This is a genomic window from Pseudomonas sp. NPDC089734, assembly GCF_044748865.1.
Classification (GTDB): domain Bacteria; phylum Pseudomonadota; class Gammaproteobacteria; order Pseudomonadales; family Pseudomonadaceae; genus Aquipseudomonas.
Genome location: NZ_JBIVGV010000011.1, coordinates 52635 through 72155 on the forward strand (window position 1 = coordinate 52635; position 19521 = coordinate 72155).

Sequence of the window (19521 nt, forward strand, 5' to 3'; positions counted from 1 at the left end):
AGGCCATGAATACCCGTTTTATTTTTTTCTAAAGTATTAATATAAACGCACGATAACAGATTGAGCCGGACTATTAGTTGTCGGTTTTCAAGGAATTTTCGTACTTGATTGATCTTTTCAGACGAATGTTTCCAGGCTTGATGCAGTCTGTAGGCACATCTTATTTTTTCTGATACAAGTGATGTCTCATTGATACCACGTTGTCTGAGGGTATTCGGTACGCTTGATTCAAATCACTTTTACGGCGATTAACTTGCATGAGTTGCCCCAGGTCATCTTGTCGGGCCCGCAAGAACTGATTGACCTGACTGTCCAGCTCTATTATCTGACTCATTAGTTCAAATTTCTGTTGTTGAGCGGCATCGTCAAGTTTCGTTTCGTTCTCGACGCGACGTAAATAAGCCGCGTCGATAAGGCCCTGCGACTTAAGGTCGAAGATGCCGTCCCAGTCGGCCCTTTCAGCACATTCGAGTATGCGCCGGGATTGTTCGAGTAGTTGTTTATAGGCGGCGATCACTTGTGCTTGCATCATGTCTATCGCTCTTGCTCGATGTGCGAACCAATGGCTGACCAGGCCGCGGCGACATTGCTGAGCAGGTCGGCGGCTGTTATGAGGGCTGTTTCGTCATTATTGAGATTGGCTCGAAGTAGCAAACGAACGACGTAGTCGTAGAGCTCGTCGAGCTGAACGGCAATTTCACCTCCTTGTTCATGATTCAGCGAAGCGCGCAGCCCCTTGCTGACGATGTTGATCGCTTTGGTGATCGCCTTGCCCTTTTCCGCAATATTGCCGGCCTGCATCTGGAGCCGTGCGACGCGAATCGACGCCTGGTAGCTGTCGAACAGCATCACAATCCTTTGGTGGGGAGAAGCGGACAAAATCCCGCTCTCCACGCCAACCATGGCGTAAGCATTCGCGCCGCGAATGGAACTCATCTAGTGTTGCTCCGCATTAAGGCCGTCAATCGTCACTGTTCAGTGCATCGAACTGGGTCGTCAGATAGTCGGCAGTCGAGGTCAGCTCCGATATCAGGGTATCGAGCTGGGTGAATTCTTCGGTCCAGCGTTCCATTTCAGAGTCGATGAGGGCCTGCTTTTCCTCATAGCGCTCTTCAAGCTCTTCGAGCTTGGTTTCCAGACTGTCGGTCCGGGCGGCGATCAGGCCGTCGTCCTCGTCCAGGTAGTTATCCAGGTCAGCCGTGATCTGTTCGATGAAACCTGTGGTGTCATCGGTGCCGACAAAGAATTGAGCGACGGCATCGACATCGCCTTCAAGTGCTTCCGTCAGCGCGTCTTCGTCAATCGTCAGGGTGCCATCGACTTCCAGGGAAATACCCAGCTGGGACAGGTAGCTGTAAGTCCCGCCTTCAACGGCACTGTAAAGGTCCGAGCTCAGTTCGCTGCTGATGCGGCGAGTGGTCGAATCCCCCAGCAGTTCGCCTGCCGTGTCGGTATCGGCGTCATAGGACGTCAATTCGTCTACGACCGAGACGTAGGAGTTGTAGGCATCGACGAAGGCGGTGATGGCTTCAAGAATCGAGTCGGTGTCCTGAGCGATGGTCAGGGTCTGTGAAGTGCTGGTTTCGGTCAGGCTCAGGGTGACGCCTTGCAGTGCTTCTTCGACGGTATTGCTCTGGCTGGTGATGGAAATACCGTTGATTGTGAGTTCGGCGTTCTGGGCGGCTACCGTCTCGGTCATGTTGCCGGACGTACCGTCATAGCCGAACAGGCTTGAGGCGGTGTCGGTGCTGTCCGTGCCGGTGTAGGTCACGGTCATTTCGGATTCGGTCCCGGTATTGTCCGAGGTCAGTACCAGGCGATAGGGGGTGTCACTGCCGTCATTGACGATCGAGGCGGTAACACCGGAATCCGAGGCGTTGATGGCATCGCGGATGCCTTCGAGCGTGTTGTTGCTGCTGTCCAGGGTGATCGAGACGGCGTCTTCCGTGCCGACCTGAATGGTCAGAGTGCCGGTGCCCAGTGCCGTGGTCTTGCTCTCGACGCCATCGGTGGTCAGGCTTTGTGACTGGGCCAGTTGTGTCACTGCCAGCGTATAGGTTCCCGCTTCGGCCTCACTGGTCGTGGCTGCCGTTACGCCGCTGCCGGACAGGGTCGTGGTCAGGGACTCATAAAGGCTTTCATCGGCCAGCGCTTCGGCGGCGGTCTGCAGGCTGGTCAATGCACTGGTCAGCGATTCATAGGCCGTGATTTCAGCTTCTACCGATTCTTCCTGGGCGGTGATCGGGTCCAGCAGGCTGACGGTTTTCGACTCTTCGAGGCTTTCCAGAATGCTGTCCAGATCCAGGCCGGAGCCCACGCCAAGGGAAGTGATAGTCGCCGTCGAGGTAGAAGTGGATGTAGTGGTTGCCATGTGCGTATCCGTCCTGGTTTGTGGGCTGGCCTCGCCTGGGGGCAAGGTGCCGTTTCACACTGAAAGGGGTGCGTTTGAACGCAACATCGGCAACCGTGAATACCGTCTTTAGGGACGGGGTGGAGTTTTTGGCAGGCCGCGTCTTTACACGGCTGGCCATTGAGTCCATCAGACCTGCATGGCCATGACGTCCTTATAGGCAGTGAGCAAGCGGTTGCGCACCTGCACCCCCATCTGAAAGGCAACGCTGGCCTTTTGGGAGTCGGCCATCACATCGCTGAGCGACACCGCTTCGCTGCCAGCCTGGAAGGCATTGGACTGGCTGGTGGCGGTCTGCTGCAGTTGATTGATGCGATACAGCGACGCTTGCAGCTCTCCGGCAAAACCGCTGGCCGAGCCGGTAACAAGGCCATGAGGGCTCGCGCCTTCGGCTTGCTGGGCAAGGAGGGTCAGTTGCTGCAAGGCATTGTTGAGGGCGGACGAATTCATGGCACAAGACTCGTATGTAGCGATGTGGCCAGCAGATTACCAAGCCCGGCGTCCTGCACATTCGGTCAATTGACCACAAAACAGCTGGCTTTTCCGGCCTTTAGCTTCAGGCATTTTCGCGAGAATGAAGTCCTGCCAGTTGTCCTTGATCGTTTCTGTGCCTGTGGGTTTTGCAACGATTCGGGATACCTGATCGACTACTACCGCTACCGGACTCTGCAATGTCTTTCGTACAGGCCCTATCCTCGCTATCGAGGTGTTCGTGAGTACCGCAGCCCCGGCCAAAGGCGCTCAAAAACTCATTCCGACCAGTGCTTCGGCCCGGCCGTTGGAAGCGTTGCTGACCTTGTTCCGCAGCCAGCCCTTGCTCCCCATGCTGTTGGCCGGTGCCGCGGCCATCGCGATTCTGGTCGCGTTGTTGCTGTGGGCGCGCCAGCCCGAATACCGAGTGCTCTTTTCCGGTCTCAGTGAAGCGGACGGCGGGCAAATCATCGGTGAACTGGATAAACGCAATATTCCTTACCGCCTGAGTGAAGGCGGCAACACCATCATGGTGCCCGGCGACAAGATGAACGCTCTGCGCCTGCAACTGGCCGAGCAAGGCCTGCCCAAGGGCGGCAGCATCGGTTTCGAGTTGCTGGACAAGCAGGCATTCGGCGTCAGCCAGTTTGCCGAGCACCTGAATTATCAGCGCGGGCTGGAAGGTGAGCTGTCGCGCACCATCGAATCCCTGGGGCCGGTGTCCAAGGCCCGCGTGCATCTGGTCATGGCCAAACAGTCGGTTTTCGTACGCGACCGCGAAGCCGCGCGAGCGTCCGTCGTGCTGACGCTTCAGGCCGGCCGTGAGCTGGGCCAGAGCCAGGCCAATGCGATTGTGCATCTGGTGTCTTCCAGCGTGCCGGAATTGAGCGTCGATGCGGTCACCATCGTCGATCAGAATGGTCGCCTTCTGACCCAGAACAATGGCAGCAACAACGGGCTGGATGGCTCGCAACTGACCTATGTGCGGGAAGTCGAGCGTTCCTATCAGCAGCGTATTGAAGACATCCTCACCCCGTTGCTGGGCAGCCAGAACGTTCATGCACAAGTGGTGGCCCAGATCGATTTTTCGGCCCGCGAAAGCACGGCCGAACGTTATGCGCCCAACCAGGACACGAATGTTGCCGCCGTGCGCAGCAAGCAGGTGTCCGAGCAGGCTCAGGAAGGTGAAGAGGCGGGCGGTGTGCCGGGTGCCCTGACCAACAGCCCGCCCAATACCCCTGCGCCGACCCGTGCGAATGCACCGACTCCGGCAGCCAACGCCGCAGCCAATGCCACGGCAGCAGCACCGGCTGCACCCGCCAAGCCCAAGACGCTGCAAAGCGAGCGGATGATCAACTACGAAGTCGATCGCAACGTTGAACACATCAAACAGAGCCAGGGCAGCATTCAGCGCCTGACCTCGGCGGTGGTGGTCAACTACCGCACGGTGCTCAAGGACGGTGTGCCGACCCCCGAGCCGTTGAGCAAGGAAGAACTGGAAAACATCAATAATCTGGTCCGTCAGGCCATGGGCTTCACCGAAAGCCGTGGCGATGCGCTGCAAGTCATCAACAGCCCGTTTGTCGAGACAGACGTGGCCGCTACCGAGCAACCCTGGTGGAAAACCCCTGAAGCCTACAACCTGCTGACGAGCGCCATGCGCTATCTGCTGGTGGCGTTTGCGGCCCTGAGCCTGTGGCTGCTGGTTCTCAGGCCGATGCAGCGTCGCAATGCGGCGATGAACCGGATGGCCATTCAGGACGAGAACGGCGAGCCGGGGACTTCGCTGGTCGCAACGGCCATGGGTTCCGCCGGTACGGCGGTCATGGTTTCCAATCAGGATGGCGTGCCCCATGCGTTGCCTCGCAAGTCGGCGCTGTATGAACAGAACCTGCTGAGCCTGCAACAGATTGCGGTCGAAGACCCGAGGCTGGTTGCAATGATCGTGCGCGGGTGGATGAAGAAAAATGACTAGCACCAAGATGAACGGCTCGCGCCGCAGCGCCATTCTGCTGTTGTCGCTGGATGCCGACAGTGCGGCGGAAGTCCTCAAGTACCTGCCCAGTAACGATGTCGAAACCATCAGTATGGAAATGGCACGCCTGAGCCAGGTGTCCCACGAAGAAATGCGTCAGGTCCTTGAAGAGTTCATGGACGAGACGGATCAATACGCGGCCATCAACATCCAGACCAGCGACCATATTCGTGCGGTACTGACCAAGGCCCTGGGCAGCGAGCGTGCTGCCAGCCTGATCGACGACATTCTGGAAAGCACCAACACCGGTTCGGGCATCGACAAGCTGAACCTGATGGAAGCGTCGATGGTGGCCGAAATGATCCGCGACGAGCATCCGCAGATCATCGCGACCATTCTGGTGCACCTGGAGCGCCATCAGGCCTCCGATATTCTCCAGCTGCTGCCTGACCGCCTGCGCAACGACATCGTTCTGCGGATCGCGACCTTCAGTGGCGTACAGCCGGTGGCGTTGCAGGAACTGACGGAAGTCCTGAGTTCGATGCTCGACGGCCAGAGCCTCAAGCGCAGCAAGATGGGCGGCGTAAGAACGGCGGCGGAAATCCTCAACCTGATGAATTCCGCCCACGAAGAACTGGCCATCGATACCGTACGCCAGCACAGCGAAGACCTGGCGCAGAAGATCCTCGACGAGATGTTCCTGTTCGAGAACCTCATCGAAGTGGACGACCGCGGCATCCAGATGATTCTTCAGCAGGTCGAGGACAACTCGCTGGCCATTGCGCTCAAGGGCGCGCCGCCAGCCTTGCTCGAACGGTTCCTCAACAACATGTCACAACGTGCTTCGCAGCTGTTCCGCGAGGACATGGAAGCACGCGGGCCTATTCGCATGTCGCAGGTCGAAGCCGAACAGAAGGCCATCTTGCAGATTGTCCGGCGCTTGTCCGACAGCGGCGAGATCGTGACCGCACGCGGTAATGACGCTTATGTCTGATAACACAACGGCGCCGGAGGGCAATCGCTGGCAGACCTGGCAGATGGATCCGCTGGGCAGCAACGAAGCACCTGTGCTCGATCCCGACATGAGCCGTCGTGAACAACTGCGCAAGCAGGCCTTTCAGCACAAGCTGGAAATGCAGGTGCTGCGGGAAAAAACGGTCAGTGAAGCGCAGCAGGTCGGCCATGCCCAGGGTGTGGAGCAAGGTTATGCACAGGGCCTGAGCGAAGGGCGTCAGGCGGCAGCCGTGGAGCTGCAACAGCAGATCGTGCAGACCTTGCAGCCTCTGCTGGAGCTGTGCCAGAACTTCGATCAGGCGCTCAGGCAGATGGATGCCCACATCGCCCGACAGTTAACGCGCATTGCGCTCGACACCGCCCGGCAACTGGCAGGCGAAGCCTTGACTGCGCAGCCGGAGCAGGTGATTTCAATTGTTCAGAAAATGCTCAACGGCAACCCGGAACTGACCGGCAAGCCGCGCCTGTGGCTGAACCCGGACGATCTGCAACTGGTTCAAAGCAGTCTGGCCGGGCAGATCGAGGCCGCAGGCTGGGTCTTGCAGGGCGACAGCACGATCCTGCCTGGCGGTTGCCGGGTGGTGAGCGCCAGCGGTGAGATGGACGCCACGCGCCAGTCACGCTGGGAAATGCTGAGCCGCAACACCGACCGCACACTGGACGACGCGGTGTCGATCCTCGGCGATAAACCATGATTTCCGGCAACCGGCATGTGGATCGCTGGAGCAGCGTGCTGGATGCCTTTCAGGGCGAACGGCTGCGGATTGCGGATTACATGCGCAGCGGGCGGATTATCCGTGCGACGGGCATGGTGCTGGAGGCGGTCGGCTTGCGCCTGCCTCTGGGCGGAGCCTGCCGTATTGAATTGACGGTGCAAGGCCAGACCGGTTCTACACCTGACTATGCCGAGGCCGAAGTGGTCGGCTTTGCGGGTGACATCCTCTATCTGATGCCGCTGGAAGAGATTCACGGCCTGCAACCCGGTGCCAGGGTCTTTGCCTCGGATGACTTTCTCGATGGCGCGACGGGTGCCCGTTACTTTCCTCTGGGCATGTCGCTGCTGGGCCGCGTTCTGGATAGCAGCGGCCAGCCGCTGGATGGCAAGGGGCCTTTACCCGGCGCCCATCACGCCAGTCTGCACACCCAGCCACTCAATCCTCTGAAACGTGCGCCAATCGATCGGCAGATCGATGTCGGCATCAGGGCCATCAACGCCTTGCTGTGTGTCGGTCGTGGTCAGCGTCTGGGTCTGTTCGCCGGTTCCGGCGTCGGCAAGTCGGTATTGCTGGGCATGATGGCCCGTTACACGAAAGCCGATGTGATCGTGGTGGGGCTGATCGGTGAGCGGGGCCGCGAGGTGCAGGACTTCATCGATAACATTCTGGGCGACGAAGGCTTGAGTCGTTCCGTGGTGGTGGCGGCTCCGGCCGATACGTCGCCACTGAAACGCCTGCAAGGCGCGGTCTATGCGACCCGGCTGGCCGAGGACTTCCGCGATCAGGGCAAGGACGTCCTGCTGATCATGGATTCGCTGACCCGTTACGCCATGGCCCAGCGTGAAATCGCCCTGGCCGTGGGAGAACCGCCCGCGACCAAAGGCTATCCGCCGTCGGTATTCGCCAAGCTACCGAAGCTCGTCGAGCGTACAGGCAACGGGCCTCCCGGTGGAGGCTCGATCACGGCGTTCTACACGGTGCTCAGCGAAGGCGATGACCAACAGGACCCGATTGCCGATTCGGCGCGGGCGATTCTGGATGGCCATATCGTGCTGTCGCGTCACCTGGCCGAAAGCGGGCATTACCCGGCCATCGATATCGAAGCGTCGATCAGCCGGGCAATGACCGCCATTGTCAGCGAGTCGCAGCAACGCAAGGCGCAGCAGCTCAAGCAGGCGTTGTCCCGTTATCAACGCAATCGCGACCTGATCAGCGTGGGGGCCTATGCGCCTGGCCATGATCCGCAACTGGACCGTGCCGTGGCGTTGTACCCGCACCTCGAACGCTTTCTGCAACAGCGCATCAACGATCGGGCCAGCGTGGAAGAAACCGTTCACGGACTCAATCTGTTGTTCCCCGGCAAATGACTGGCGAGTAATCAGTGATGGCTAACGAATCGCTTGAGCTTCTGATCGACCTGGCCAGCAAGGCCCGGGATGCTGCCGCACGCGCATTGGCCGAGAGCCGTCGCACTGAACAGCAGATCGTCAATCAGTTGCAAACCCTCGATCAATACCACCAGGAATACCGGCAGAACCTGCAACAGGAACTGCACAAGGACGGCATGAGCCCTTCGACCCTCACCAATTACCGCGGCTTTCTCAACTCGCTGGAGGCCGCCGTCGATCGTGCGCAGAAGAGTCTGGAGCGCCAGCGTAAACAGGTGGCCCAGCACCAGCAGAACTGGATGGAGGAGTGGCGAAAGGTCAACGCCATCGAAGCCTTGCTGAGCCGTCGTGCCTCGCAGGAAAAACTGCACGCCGGACGCGTCGAGCAACGGCAAACGGATGAGATGGCCAGTCAGTTACGCCGAAGGTCCGCCCAATTCTCGTCCTCCATCGATCGCCGCTTTTAAGGGACACCATGGATATCATCGCTTCGCCTATTTCCTCGTCCGCTGCATCGACTCAGGCCAGCGCTTCAAGTGCGTCCCGGAGTTCGGCTGCCGAACCGTTCTCACTGGCGTTCAGCCAGGCCAGCGAGGCGTCGAGCGACAGCGCTTCGGCCAGCTCAGCCACACCAGCCTCGGCTGCCAGCACCACTCAGGCACAAGCCGACAAGACGAGCTCAACTGACGCGAACATCGTGCAAATTGCGCCGAAAAGTACAACGGCTTCCACTGCCTCCAGCAAAACGGCCAGCAAGACTGCAACGGCTTCGGAGGCTGCCGAGGAAACCGATCTGGCGCAGGCCGTGCCGGTGGAGGCGGAGCCAGCCCTGCAAGCCGAACCGGTCGAACTGCCTGTACCCGCCGCTCCCGCACCGGTTGTTGAGCCACCGAGCCAGCCAGTGGTTTTCAACGAGATTGAAGAGGGGACGCCGATCACGGAAGAAGCTTTCGATCTGGACCTTAATGCCTCGGCAGAGGCCATCGTCGCCAATACCGATGCCGATACCACAGACGGTACCGACAGCAGTGACAGCACGCTGGACGACATTCGTCAGCGCATGGACCTGATTCAGAGAGCCGGCCAGCTCGATGCGTCCTCGATGATCGTTGTGCAGGCCATCCCGGTACAGGTCGCGGCCCCCGTCGCGACCGGCCTGGACGGTGCCGGTGATACCGGGTCGTTGCCGGAGGACGCCGCTGCCTTGAGCAACGTCAGTGCAAACCTTCAGTCGTCGATCATGGCTTCGGCCGACACCCCGCTGGAGGTCGATCCGGACATGTCCGGCCAGCTCCAGGATCAGGACACTGTCCAGACGCTGACAGGCCTGGATGCCTCTGTGGTGCAAGACGTGAACGCTTCGGCTGACAGTGCCCTTGTGGATAACCTGGCCGACAGCACGACCGGCAGCGAGACCCCCAGCAGTTTCAGCCTCGCGTCGCTGACCCTGAACAGCGCGGGTGTGGCGGGCACCGACAAGGTTGCCGGTAACGGCCTGACGCTTTCGGCGGCCATTGGCTCCTCAGACTGGCAGAGCGATCTGGGTCAGCAAGTGATCGACATGATCAAGCGCGGCGAAAAACAGATGGACCTGAGGCTGCACCCTGCCGACCTCGGCCCGCTGTCCATCAGCCTCAACCTCAACGATGGCAACACCCAGGCACAGTTCCAGTCGGCCCACGCTTCGGTCCGTGCCGCGGTGGAACAGGCATTGCCGCAGTTGCGCGATGCGCTGGCCTCTCAGGGCATCACTCTGGGCCAGGCTTCGGTCAGCGACGAGTCTTCGCGTCAGGCAGCCGGCCAGCAAGCCCGGCGCGATGCGCCAACCGGGGAAGCCAGTACCTCCGCAGGCCTTGCGGACTCTGCCCTGGAGGTCGAAGAGGCTCCGGTCCAGAACCTGGTCGTGGGCACGCGAGGCGTCGATCTGTACGTCTGAATACCAAATCAAAACAGGAAGATACCGCCGTTACTCTGGTCTTATCGACCCATGGCGAGACCGGGGCGGTGGTCATACTTCAACCCTGCCCAACCGTTCTTCCTTTCATGGTTCTCGCAAATGCCCACCACCCGCAAAACTTCCTGGCTCCTGATCATTTTGTTGGTGCTGTCAGCCGCGGCAGCCAGTGCCGGCGGCATGTACTTCTTCATGAACAAGAACCAGGCCCATGCTGACGAGCCGAGCAAGGCAGAAGCCGCTGCCAAGCCTGTTCAGGCCCCGCTGCTGGTCACGATTGCCCCGATGACCGTCAACATTCAGAACGAACGCAATGAGCAAAGCCTGCTGTATGTGGGGTTTGCGCTGGAAGTCGGAAACGAAACGACCCAGAAGTTCCTGCAGCAATACATGCCGCAGTTGCGCAGTCGGCTGCTGACGCTCATGGGCGGGCAGGACACCACGCAACTGGTGAGTGCCAAGGGCAAAGAGGCTCTGGCCGCAAGCATCCTGGAAACATTCAAACAGTCCCTGGCGGCGCAGCAGCCTGAACTCTCGGTGCTCAATGTCTTGTACACCGACTTTATCGTGCAGTAACCCATGGCCACAGACGACTTACTCTCGCAAGACGAAATCGACATGCTGCTCCGAGGGGGCAGCGATGCCCCGGCTGGCCGCGGCAGTGCCGACAAGATCGATGATGCGCGCGTCCGCCCGTACGACCCCGCGACCCAGCATCGGGTGATCCAGGAGCGTCTGCACGCTCTGGATATCATCAACGAACGCTTTGCGCGCTATTTCCGCATGAGCCTGTTCAACCTGATACGCCGCAGCATCGACATCACGGTCGAAAGCGTGCGCTATCAGAGTTACAGCGACTTCTCCCGTCACATGCCGATGCCGACCAACATCAACCTGCTGGCGATGAAGCCGTTGCGCGGCACGGCGCTGGTGGTGTTTCCGCCCAGCGTGGTGTTCATGGTGGTGGACAACCTGTTCGGTGGTGATGGCCGTTTCCTGACCAAGTCAGAAGGGCGGGAGTTCACCAACACCGAACAGCGCATCATCAAGCGCCTGCTGGGCCTGTCGGTGGATGCCTATCAGGATGCGTGGAAGTCGGTCTACCCGCTGGAAATCGAATACCTGCGTTCGGAGATGCAGGCCAAGTTCGCCAACATCACCAGTTCGCCCAATGAAATCGTGGTGAACGCGACCTTCCACCTGGAAGTCGGCACCCTGGCCAGCGATTTCAACATCGTCATTCCCTATCTGATGATCGAGCCGATGCGTCAGTTGCTCAATGGCCCGCTGACCGATGTGAACCCTGAAGAGGAAAAGCACTGGAACAAGCGCATGGCCGGCGAGATTACCCATTCACAGGTTGATCTGGTGGCCGACTTTGTCGAGATGGATGCCCGTGTGGGGCAGGTCATGGCGCTGAAAGTCGGTGATGTCTTGCCCATCGAACTTCCTGAGCTGATCAGCGCGCGGGTCGATGGTGTGCCTGTCATGACCTGTGAGTACGGCAGCCAGAACGGCATGCGTGCGTTGCTCGTGAAGGAATTGGTCGATCACTCGCTAAGCCCTGCCTCCTCTTCTTCTACCAGCCGTTTCGTCAAGGGGCATGTGCCCACTGCCAAGGAATCCGAGCATGACTGAGTCAAACAATATCGAGCCGCAAGAGGCGGACGATTGGGCCAAAGCCATGGCCGAGCAGGGCGTCGAGCCTGAAGCCGACGACCCGTGGGCCATGGCCCTGGCCGAACAGAGCGAGGCCGAAGCCGAGGCTGCTGCGGTCGACAATGACGTGATGCCGAGCGTTGGCACTGAAATCTTCAAGCCGCTGGTCACTCCTCAGCCCACCGCTGCGCCGCGTGAGCTGGAAATGATCATGGATATTCCGGTCAAGCTGAGCGTCGAGCTGGGCCGTACGCGGATTACCATCAAGCAGTTGCTGGAACTGGCCCAGGGATCGGTACTGGCCCTCGACGGTCTGGCGGGTGAGCCCATGGACATTCTGATCAACAGCTACCTGATCGCTCAGGGTGAAGTGGTGGTCGTGGATGACAAGTACGGTATCCGGATCACGGAAATCATTACGCCGTCCGAACGTGTGCAAAAACTCAATCGATGAGTGACGTCAGCCAAACACCGCCGGTGGCTCTCGGGGCCGCGTCGGACAGCCTGATGAGCCTGGCCTTGCTGGGCAAGACAGCCCTGGCATTGGGACTGGTGGTGGCCTGCGTCTTTGTCTGCGGCTGGTTGCTGAGACGGATCGGAACGCGCCCGCTGGTGCCGGGGCAGATCATGCGGGTGGTCAGCAGCACCAGTGTCGGTCAGCGCGAGAAAGTGGTGATCGTCGAAGTCCAGGGCAAGTGGTTGGTGCTGGGCGTCACGGCCCAGCAGGTCAGCGCGTTATCACAGATGGATGCGCCGCCAGCGCCTGCCGAGGGCAGCGCCCCTCTGGCTGGCAATACCTTTGCCGAACGGCTGGCCAGCGCCTTGAAGCGCAATATCCAGCGCACCCCTGACAAGCCGGAGAACCCATCATGAGTCGCCCGGCGTTCTTTCGTTCCGGCCTGGCGCTGGCGGCCTTTCTGCTGCTTGGGTTCATGACCGATGTTCAGGCAGAACCGCTGGGGCAGGGGCTTTCCGCCTTTACCGGGCAGGCGGGAGGCCAGCAGTGGTCGTTGAGCCTGCAAACCCTTCTGCTGCTCAGCGCCATGGCCTTTCTGCCGGCAGCCTTGCTGATGATGACCGGCTTTACCCGGATCATCATTGTTCTAGGGTTGTTGCGCACCGCCATCGGCACAACCTCGGCACCGCCGAATCAGGTGTTGCTGGGGCTTTCACTGTTCCTGACCTTTTTCGTCATGTCCCCGACCCTCGATCAGGCCTATCAGAAGGCCTGGGTGCCGTTCTCGAAGGACGAAATCTCGGTCGAGCAGTTTCTCGACCAGGCCAGCCAGCCGTTCCGCAAGTTCATGCTGACCCAGACACGTCAGGGCGACCTGGCCCTGTTCGCGCGTCTGGCCCAGATCGAGGATTTGCAGGGGCCTGAAGATGTGCCCATGCGCGTGCTGCTTCCGGCGTTTGTCACCAGCGAGCTGAAGACGGCGTTTCAGGCCGGTTTCACGATTTTCATTCCTTTTCTGATCATCGACCTGGCCGTGGCGAGTGTGCTGATGGCACTGGGCATGATGATGGTGCCGCCTTCCACGATTTCCCTGCCGTTCAAGCTGATGCTGTTTGTGCTGGTCGATGGCTGGCAATTGCTGCTGGGTTCGCTGGCGCAGAGTTTCTACACCTGATGATGTTTCTTCGAGGATGCACCCGATGACTCCGGAAATGGTCATGGATCTGGCTTACAAGGGTATGCGCATGAGCCTGGTGGTAGCCGGGCCGGTATTGCTTGCGACACTGTTCATCGGCTTGCTGGTGAGCCTGTTCCAGGCTGCGACGCAGATCAACGAATCCACGCTGTCGTTCATCCCCAAAATCGTCGGCGTGTGTGTGGTGCTGGTTCTGGCCGGCCCGTTGATCATGGAAATGCTGGTCGACTACACCCGAGCGTTGTTCAGCAGCCTGCCGACCCTGATCGGCTGACGCCAGTGATCGAAGTCAGCTCGGCCCAGTTGCAACTGTGGGTGGCCAGCTTTTTCTGGCCGTTTTGCCGGGTGCTGGCCTTTCTGATGAGCGACCCGATCCTGGGTCACAAGAACGTCTCAAGCCAGGTGAAAGTCGGCCTGGCCATGCTCCTGAGCTTTCTGTTGGCGCCCAATCTGGCTCCGGCCCCGGATATTCCACTGTTCTCGTGGGTCGGGCTGGGCGTGATTGTGGAACAGGTGTTGATCGGCATGTCGCTGGGCATGGTCATGCGGATCACGCTGGCGGTCGTGGAAATGGCTGGCGATATCTGTGGCATGCAGATGGGGCTGGCCTTTGCCACGTTTTTCTCCGCCGATACCAATACCAACAGCATGGTGCTGTCGCGCTTCCTGAGCATGATCACGATCCTGATGTTCCTGGCGCTGGACGGGCACTTGATGGTGCTCGAACTGCTGGCCCTGACGTTCAAGACGTTACCGATCGGCCATGTACAGTTCGATCCCAATGCCTGGAACCTGATTGCGCGCTACGGCAGCACCATTTTCCTGACCGGCCTGCTGCTGGCGTTGCCCATGGTGGGGACGCTGCTGATCATCAACCTGGCCATGGGCATTCTGAACCGCGTTTCGCCGCAATTGACCGTCTTTTCGGTCGGTTTCCCGGCAACCCTGCTCGTCGGGCTGGTGCTGTTGATGGTGGTGATGGGAGATATGGGGCAATTCCTCGCCCGGTTGATGACCGGCACCCTGCAATTCATGCAGTACCTGATCGATAACATGGCCCGTCCCTGAGCTGTTTTTTCGCGAATGAATTCGCTCCTACCGGTCTGTGTAGGAGCGAATTCATTCGCGAAAGGGGTCGTCAGATGTACTCGAACAACGACATCTTCTGAATGCTGACGAAGGTCTGCTGGGCAGCCTGCAAGGCCACCTGCAACGAGGTGTATTCGGTCACTGCTTCGGTGTAGTCGGCATCCACCAGACCGGACAGGCGTTCGGTGTAGCTCAGTGCCAGGTCATCGCCGATGGCGTCGAGCACTTCGATCTGATTGAGGCGTGAACCCACCGAGGTCTGTACCGTCAGCACGTTGTCCTGGGCATTGCTCAGCTCGCGGCTGGCGGTGGACAGGGTATTGCTCAGGGCCGCCTGATCGGCCTCGGTTTCCACCGGTGTTTGCAGGGCCGTGATCAGGTTCTTCAGGGTCGCGAACAGGTCCGGGTCGGCATCCGCAGCAGCGCTGACCGTGATGGTGTCGCCATCGGCAGGTGTACCGTCCAGAGTCAAGGTCAGGCCATTGATTTCAAGTGTTTCACCTTCGGTGTAGGCCACCGGGTCGGCGCCATCGATGCTGTATTGCGCCGTACCATCGTCGGCCGTGCTGAAGGTGATCGTAAAGCCGGTGCCGTAATTGGCGTCTTCAGGGTCCGAGATGTCGGGGCCGTCGAAGGTCACGCTGCCGGTGTTATCGCCCGCTTCGGCGATGAAGCCTGCCGAGCTGCTGACCGACAGAAAGATCGTTGCGCCGTTGTCGCCGCTGGCCATGGTCTGCGTGGAGCTGACCTGCTGCGTGACGACATTGTCGTCGCCCTGATAGACCATGTTGCCGTCGGCATCCTCGACAAAGGCCGGGCTCTGGCTCTGGTAGCCGGAGAACAGGTAGTTGCCGTTGCTGTCGGTCGCGTTGGCCAGGGTCACGAGGGTGTCATAGACGCCTTGCAACGACGTGGCGATCGACTCGCGGTCGGCATCGCTCAAGGTGCCGTTGTTGGCCTGGACGACCAGGGCCATGGCGCTGCTGATGGCATCGTTGATGCTGTCCAGGGTGCTTTCTTCCTGGGACAGCGAAGTGGTGATGGCGCTGCGCGAGTCGGCATATTGCTCGTTGGCGGCAATGGCCTGGCGCACGTTGACGGCCTGGGCGGCGGCCAGCGAGTCGTCCGAAGGCGTAACCACTCTCGTGCCGCTGGACACTTCCTGAGCGGCTTCCTGATAAGCGCTCTCCTGAGCGAGCATGGAACTCAAGCTTTGGCTGTAAATCGTCGCACTGCTGAGGCGCATGGCGTGACTCTCCTTTCAGGCGGTTATCAGTCGATGTCGAGAATGGTGTCGAGGATGGTGGTGCCCACTTCGACGACCTTCGCGCAGGCCTGGTAATACTGTTGATAAACGATGAGGTTGGCGGCTTCTTCGTCCAGATTGACCCCGGATTCCGACTGCTGAAGGGTAGTCAGCTGTTCGGTCAGGCTGGTCTGGGTTTCCAGCTGGCCGGCAATCTTGGTGGCGGTGCTGCCCACGTCGCTGACCAGGGCCGAGTAAGTCTGGCTCAGGGTCGAGGTGCCGCCCACGATGGTGTCGGTCTGCAGGTCGAGCATCGCCAGGGCGTTGGTGTTATCGCTGCTGCCGGTCGACGTACCGGCGGCAATCAGGCTGCCATCGGTGATCAGGGTGCTGAAGCTGCTGGCCGCATTGCGGGTCGGCAGGACCAGAAAGCTGTCGCCGTCGGCGGCGGTGCCGCTGATGGTCGCGGTCATGCCGGCAAAGGTCAGGGTGCCGGTATCGCTGTCGTAGGTGGACTCCACGCTGGCACCGGTATCGTTGCGCGTCACGGTGTAACCATCGGTGTCGGAGTAGCTGACGGTGTAGTCGCTGGCACTCAGTTCGCTGACATCGTCGTTGAACGTCACGCTCAGGGTCGCGTCGCCGGTGTTTCCGGTGTTGCCGTAGGCGCTGGGGTCATCGACCGAGAAAAACGCCGTGCCCGTATCGCCATTGAGGTCGATACCCGACTCCTGAAGCGTATTGAAGGCTTGTGTCAGCGAAACCGCCAGCAGACCGAGCTGGTTCTGCGTATCGGTCAGCGTGGTATTGCGGAACTCCAGCAGCCCGCCCAGGGAGCCGCCGCTGATGGTCGAGTCTTCCAGCGTAGTGCTGTTGCCAGCGGCATCGACGTAACTGATGACAGTCTGGGTCGGGTCACTGGCCGAGACACTGGTTTCCAGGTCGAAACTCTCGTTGCCGGACACCAGCGCCAGGCCATTGCTCAGGGAGACGGTGTAGCTGCCGTTGTCCTGGGTGGTGACATCGACATCCACCAGTTCACTGAGCTGGCTGACCAGCAGGTCCCGCTGGTCGAGCAGGTCATTGGACGTGCTGCCCAGAGCGCTGGACAGGCTGATCTTCTTGTTGAGATCGGCAATCTGCTCGGTGATGTCATTGATCTGGGTGACCTGATCGTCGATCTGGTTGTTCACATCGTCCGACATTTCATCCAGATAGCTGCCCAACTGGGTGAACTGAGAGGCCAGGGTTTCGGCAGCACCGACCACTTCTTCCCGTGCCGAGGTGTCGCTGGCGTCGGAGGTCAGGGTCTGGATCGCGGAAAAGAAGCTCTGCATCAGGGTATCGAGGCTGGCATCGCCATCGGCCAGCAGGCTGTCGATCTGGTCGATTTCAGTCTGATAGGTCGACAGGGCGCTTTCGGCGCTGATCGAACTGTTGAGCTGGGTGGTGACGAACTGGTTGTATTGACGATCGACGCTGGAGACTTCCACACCGCTGCCCGAGCTGGACTCGGAAAAGGTCGCGACTTGCAGGGTGTAGCCATCGGTGTAAGCGTTGGTCGTGTTGTTGCTGCTGGTACTGAGGGCAATCTGTGCGGCAGTCAGACCGCTGACACCAATGGAAATAATGCTCATTGAAAAGCTCCTAAGCTACATATGACCCACTATCGGCTCCGCGAAAGTGCAACTTTGATGGTTGAAGCAAAAAATGTGGGTTGTTCGCGAATGAATTCGCTCCTACGGGTGATATGTAGGACCGGATTTATCCGGGAAGAGGCCCGTGCATTCACTGCATCTTCACGTCTTCCCGGATAAATCCGGTCCACAGTCAGTCAGCGTTCAGTTGCGCCATGGGCGGTACGGACCTGAGCGGGCCGATGGTGGCCATGACCGAAATCAGTTTCCGCGCATAGTGAGGATCGGTGGCATAACCGCCCTGTTGCAGCGCGATGGCGGCCTGGGGGGCGTCGGCGGCATTGCGGGCGGCGGCATAGCTCGGGCGGGTGCGGATCAGGCGGGCGTAATCGCTGAACGCTGCGTCATAGTTCGCGTAGACGCGGAAGCTTTCCACCTGCTTTTGTGCCTCGCCCGCCTCGAATTCCGTGGTCATGACCTGAGTCGTCGCGCCTTGCCATTGGCCACCGGCCTTGATGCCGAACAGGTTGTGGCTGTCGGCTCCGTTGGCGGTGGTGATCTGGCGGCGGCCCCAGTCGGTTTCCAGCGCAGCCTGGGCGAGGATCAGCTCGGCAGGCACGCCGCTGCTGCGGGCAGCTTTCTGCGCCGGTTCGCTCAAGCGGGCGATGAAGGCCTGAACATGCTCGGGGCGTTCATTGCTGCCGTCGCTGACTTCCCGCCGTTTCCAGGACTCGAAAGCCTGGGTCTGGTAAGCGGAAACCGCGAAAGGCGACTCCGGGTTGTCCGTGCTGGAGGGCGGCAGGTCCAGGAACCGGGCGGCGGCCTCATCAATGCCGTCCTGGAAGGCTGGCGCGTGGTGCCCGACCGTTGATCCACCCAGTTGCCGGGTCAGTTGTTCGGCCAGGCCGATCCCTTTGCCCGCCAGACTCTGGGCGATCTGCTGGTCGAACATCTCGGTGTAGAACTCGGTCTGCGAGTTGCTGGACATCTCGGACTTCGGAATCGCGGCCCGCATGCTCTTGAGCATCATCTGCAGGAACAGGGCTTCGAACTGCTTGCTGGCTTCCTTCAGACCGGCCCCGGCGTCTTCGTGGGAGCGCCGTTTGAGCTGGTCCAGCCCCTGTACATCCAGGGCAAAGCCGGCCGTGCTGTCCGCCATGTTCATCAGATGATCTCCAGCTCGGCCCGCAGCGATCCGGCGGCCTTGAGGGCTTGCAGGATGGCCATCAGGTCCTGGGGTGTCGCACCCAGCGCATTCAGGCCCTTGACCACATCCATCAAGTCCGCCGTGCCTTCAAGCACATGCAACGAGCCGCCTTGAGCTTCGATGGAAATGTTGCTCTTGGGCACTACCGCCGTCTGACCGCCACTGAATGCGCCCGGCTGGCTGACGGTGTTGGTGGTGTCGATGATCACCGAGAGATTGCCGTGAGCCACGGCGGCGCGGTGCAGTTTCACCGAGCTGTTGAGGACGATGGAGCCGGTACGCGAATCGAGGATCACCTTGGGGCGCATCGGGATCGGCAGGACTTCGACGCTCTCGACCCGGGCCATGAAGTTGACTCGCTCATTGAGCGACAGCGGCCCCTGGATCTGGATTCTGCCGCCATCCACGGCCGAGGCCACGGTGCTGCGGAATTCGGAGTTGATGGCATAGACCACGCGCTGGGCGGTGGCGAAGTCCGGGTCGTGCATATAAAGGTTGAGCAGGCCGCTGTCGTTGCTCAGGTTCAGTGGCACCGAGCGCTCGACGATGGCACCGCCGCTGATGCGTCCGCCGGCCAACTGGTTGACCTGCACACTGCTGCCGTTGGCCGCCGCCCCGGCTCCGCCGACCATCAGGTTACCCTGGGCCAGGGCGTAGACCTCGCCATCGGCGCCTTTCATGGGGGTCATCAGCAGGGTTCCGCCGCGCAGGCTCTTGGCGTTACCGATGGAGGACACCACGACGTCGATCTGCTGACCCGGATGAGCGAACGCAGGCAGGTTGGTGGTGACGATCACTGCCGCGATGTTGCGCATCTGCATGTTGGCGTCGGCGGGCAGGGTGACGCCCAGCTGCGACAGCATGTTGGTCAGGCTTTGTTCGGTGAACGGGCTTTGGGTGGTCTGGTCGCCACTGCCATCGAGGCCGACGACCAGGCCGTAACCCACCAGGCTGTTGGGGCGTACCCCGGCAAAGTCTGCGATGTCTCGAATCTGCTCGGCTTGTGCCAGACCGCCCAGCAGGAGGGTGCCGGCGCACAGGAGTGCCCGCAGCACTCGTGATCCGGACATGGCTGCGCGTGACAGCGAGGGGGTGAATACAGC

General features: G+C 60.2%; 21 protein-coding genes. 13 read left to right on the forward strand and 8 right to left on the reverse strand.

The window, feature by feature from the left end; translation table 11 throughout:
- Positions 1-160 precede the first annotated feature (160 nt).
- From ACIPY9_RS15240 to fliE, 4 genes are all read right to left on the reverse strand, one after another.
- The gene (locus ACIPY9_RS15240) at positions 161-532 is read right to left on the reverse strand and encodes a flagellar protein FliT (protein WP_400702677.1); all 372 of its coding nucleotides are present in this window, start codon (positions 530-532) and stop codon (positions 161-163) included.
- Positions 533-534: 2 nt separating this feature from the next.
- Positions 535-936 carry a flagellar export chaperone FliS gene (gene fliS / locus ACIPY9_RS15245; RefSeq protein WP_400702680.1) on the reverse strand — a complete coding sequence of 134 codons (402 nt, stop codon included), beginning with the start codon at positions 934-936 and terminating at the stop codon, positions 535-537.
- 25 nt (positions 937-961) lie between these two features.
- Positions 962-2371 (reverse strand): flagellar filament capping protein FliD, encoded by a 1410-nt coding sequence (fliD, locus tag ACIPY9_RS15250; protein WP_400702683.1) that lies wholly within the window; start codon positions 2369-2371, stop codon positions 962-964.
- Between the two features lie 168 nt (positions 2372-2539).
- Positions 2540-2860: a flagellar hook-basal body complex protein FliE gene (fliE, locus tag ACIPY9_RS15255; RefSeq protein ID WP_400702686.1), complete on the reverse strand. Its 321-nt coding sequence runs from the start codon at positions 2858-2860 to the stop codon at positions 2540-2542.
- Positions 2861-3122: 262 nt separating this feature from the next.
- On the opposite strand from fliE, the gene fliF reads away from it, so the two are divergent.
- From fliF to fliR, 13 genes are all read left to right on the forward strand, one after another.
- Positions 3123-4856 carry a flagellar basal-body MS-ring/collar protein FliF gene (gene fliF, locus ACIPY9_RS15260; RefSeq protein WP_400702689.1) on the forward strand — a complete coding sequence of 578 codons (1734 nt, stop codon included), beginning with the start codon at positions 3123-3125 and terminating at the stop codon, positions 4854-4856.
- The gene (fliG, locus tag ACIPY9_RS15265) at positions 4849-5850 is read left to right on the forward strand and encodes a flagellar motor switch protein FliG (protein ID WP_400702692.1); all 1002 of its coding nucleotides are present in this window, start codon (positions 4849-4851) and stop codon (positions 5848-5850) included. The genes fliF and fliG overlap by 8 nt, the downstream gene beginning before the upstream one ends.
- A complete protein-coding gene (locus ACIPY9_RS15270) occupies positions 5843-6565 on the forward strand; it encodes a flagellar assembly protein FliH (protein WP_400702695.1) in 723 nt (240 codons plus the stop codon). The genes fliG and ACIPY9_RS15270 overlap by 8 nt, the downstream gene beginning before the upstream one ends.
- A complete protein-coding gene (gene fliI, locus ACIPY9_RS15275) occupies positions 6562-7953 on the forward strand; it encodes a flagellar protein export ATPase FliI (protein ID WP_400702698.1) in 1392 nt (463 codons plus the stop codon). The genes ACIPY9_RS15270 and fliI overlap by 4 nt, the downstream gene beginning before the upstream one ends.
- Positions 7954-7970: 17 nt before the next feature.
- Entirely contained in the window at positions 7971-8441 is a 471-nt protein-coding gene (gene fliJ, locus ACIPY9_RS15280; protein ID WP_400702701.1) for a flagellar export protein FliJ, read from the forward strand.
- An 8-nt stretch (positions 8442-8449) separates the two neighbouring features.
- The gene (locus ACIPY9_RS15285) at positions 8450-9910 is read left to right on the forward strand and encodes a flagellar hook-length control protein FliK (protein WP_400702704.1); all 1461 of its coding nucleotides are present in this window, start codon (positions 8450-8452) and stop codon (positions 9908-9910) included.
- 120 nt (positions 9911-10030) lie between these two features.
- The gene (gene fliL / locus ACIPY9_RS15290) at positions 10031-10504 is read left to right on the forward strand and encodes a flagellar basal body-associated protein FliL (protein ID WP_400702707.1); all 474 of its coding nucleotides are present in this window, start codon (positions 10031-10033) and stop codon (positions 10502-10504) included.
- 3 nt (positions 10505-10507) lie between these two features.
- Positions 10508-11566 (forward strand): flagellar motor switch protein FliM, encoded by a 1059-nt coding sequence (gene fliM / locus ACIPY9_RS15295; protein ID WP_400702710.1) that lies wholly within the window; start codon positions 10508-10510, stop codon positions 11564-11566.
- A complete protein-coding gene (gene fliN, locus ACIPY9_RS15300) occupies positions 11559-12041 on the forward strand; it encodes a flagellar motor switch protein FliN (protein ID WP_400702713.1) in 483 nt (160 codons plus the stop codon). Before fliM ends, fliN begins: the two co-directional genes overlap by 8 nt.
- Positions 12038-12460 carry a flagellar biosynthetic protein FliO gene (gene fliO, locus ACIPY9_RS15305; protein ID WP_400702716.1) on the forward strand — a complete coding sequence of 141 codons (423 nt, stop codon included), beginning with the start codon at positions 12038-12040 and terminating at the stop codon, positions 12458-12460. The genes fliN and fliO overlap by 4 nt, the downstream gene beginning before the upstream one ends.
- A 59-nt stretch (positions 12461-12519) precedes the next feature.
- Positions 12520-13218 (forward strand): flagellar type III secretion system pore protein FliP, encoded by a 699-nt coding sequence (gene fliP / locus ACIPY9_RS15310; protein ID WP_400703006.1) that lies wholly within the window; start codon positions 12520-12522, stop codon positions 13216-13218.
- A gap of 25 nt (positions 13219-13243) precedes the next feature.
- Positions 13244-13513: a flagellar biosynthesis protein FliQ gene (gene fliQ, locus ACIPY9_RS15315; RefSeq protein WP_400702719.1), complete on the forward strand. Its 270-nt coding sequence runs from the start codon at positions 13244-13246 to the stop codon at positions 13511-13513.
- Between the two features lie 5 nt (positions 13514-13518).
- Entirely contained in the window at positions 13519-14307 is a 789-nt protein-coding gene (gene fliR / locus ACIPY9_RS15320) for a flagellar biosynthetic protein FliR (RefSeq protein ID WP_400702722.1), read from the forward strand.
- Positions 14308-14377: 70 nt separating this feature from the next.
- Here the strand turns inward: fliR and flgL are convergent, their stop codons facing one another.
- The 4 genes from flgL to ACIPY9_RS15340 all read right to left on the reverse strand — a co-directional run bounded on the left by flgL (position 14378) and on the right by ACIPY9_RS15340 (position 19488).
- Entirely contained in the window at positions 14378-15574 is a 1197-nt protein-coding gene (flgL, locus tag ACIPY9_RS15325) for a flagellar hook-associated protein FlgL (protein WP_400702725.1), read from the reverse strand.
- Positions 15575-15600: 26 nt separating this feature from the next.
- Positions 15601-17211, reverse strand: coding sequence for a flagellar hook-associated protein FlgK (gene flgK, locus ACIPY9_RS15330; protein ID WP_400702728.1), 1611 nt, complete (start codon positions 17209-17211; stop codon positions 15601-15603).
- A 193-nt stretch (positions 17212-17404) separates the two neighbouring features.
- On the reverse strand, positions 17405-18376 hold the full coding sequence (gene flgJ / locus ACIPY9_RS15335) for a flagellar assembly peptidoglycan hydrolase FlgJ (protein ID WP_400702731.1): 972 nt from the start codon (positions 18374-18376) through the stop codon (positions 17405-17407).
- On the reverse strand, positions 18376-19488 hold the full coding sequence (locus tag ACIPY9_RS15340) for a flagellar basal body P-ring protein FlgI (RefSeq protein ID WP_400703009.1): 1113 nt from the start codon (positions 19486-19488) through the stop codon (positions 18376-18378). The genes flgJ and ACIPY9_RS15340 overlap by 1 nt, the downstream gene beginning before the upstream one ends.
- Positions 19489-19521: the final 33 nt, after the last annotated feature.

Coding starts and splice junctions, on each gene's coding strand:
- fliD (WP_400702683.1), bottom strand. CDS start 2,371: ATGGCAACCACTACATCCACTTCTACCTCGACGGCGACTATCACTTCC.
- fliE (WP_400702686.1), bottom strand. CDS start 2,860: ATGAATTCGTCCGCCCTCAACAATGCCTTGCAGCAACTGACCCTCCTT.
- fliM (WP_400702710.1), top strand. CDS start 10,508: ATGGCCACAGACGACTTACTCTCGCAAGACGAAATCGACATGCTGCTC.
- ACIPY9_RS15340 (WP_400703009.1), bottom strand. CDS start 19,488: ATGTCCGGATCACGAGTGCTGCGGGCACTCCTGTGCGCCGGCACCCTC.
- fliJ (WP_400702701.1), top strand. CDS start 7,971: ATGGCTAACGAATCGCTTGAGCTTCTGATCGACCTGGCCAGCAAGGCC.
- flgJ (WP_400702731.1), bottom strand. CDS start 18,376: ATGAACATGGCGGACAGCACGGCCGGCTTTGCCCTGGATGTACAGGGG.
- ACIPY9_RS15270 (WP_400702695.1), top strand. CDS start 5,843: ATGTCTGATAACACAACGGCGCCGGAGGGCAATCGCTGGCAGACCTGG.
- fliQ (WP_400702719.1), top strand. CDS start 13,244: ATGACTCCGGAAATGGTCATGGATCTGGCTTACAAGGGTATGCGCATG.
- flgK (WP_400702728.1), bottom strand. CDS start 17,211: ATGAGCATTATTTCCATTGGTGTCAGCGGTCTGACTGCCGCACAGATT.
- fliI (WP_400702698.1), top strand. CDS start 6,562: ATGATTTCCGGCAACCGGCATGTGGATCGCTGGAGCAGCGTGCTGGAT.
- fliP (WP_400703006.1), top strand. CDS start 12,520: ATGACCGATGTTCAGGCAGAACCGCTGGGGCAGGGGCTTTCCGCCTTT.
- ACIPY9_RS15240 (WP_400702677.1), bottom strand. CDS start 532: ATGATGCAAGCACAAGTGATCGCCGCCTATAAACAACTACTCGAACAA.
- fliO (WP_400702716.1), top strand. CDS start 12,038: ATGAGTGACGTCAGCCAAACACCGCCGGTGGCTCTCGGGGCCGCGTCG.
- fliL (WP_400702707.1), top strand. CDS start 10,031: ATGCCCACCACCCGCAAAACTTCCTGGCTCCTGATCATTTTGTTGGTG.
- fliN (WP_400702713.1), top strand. CDS start 11,559: ATGACTGAGTCAAACAATATCGAGCCGCAAGAGGCGGACGATTGGGCC.
- fliG (WP_400702692.1), top strand. CDS start 4,849: ATGACTAGCACCAAGATGAACGGCTCGCGCCGCAGCGCCATTCTGCTG.
- ACIPY9_RS15285 (WP_400702704.1), top strand. CDS start 8,450: ATGGATATCATCGCTTCGCCTATTTCCTCGTCCGCTGCATCGACTCAG.
- flgL (WP_400702725.1), bottom strand. CDS start 15,574: ATGCGCCTCAGCAGTGCGACGATTTACAGCCAAAGCTTGAGTTCCATG.
- fliS (WP_400702680.1), bottom strand. CDS start 936: ATGAGTTCCATTCGCGGCGCGAATGCTTACGCCATGGTTGGCGTGGAG.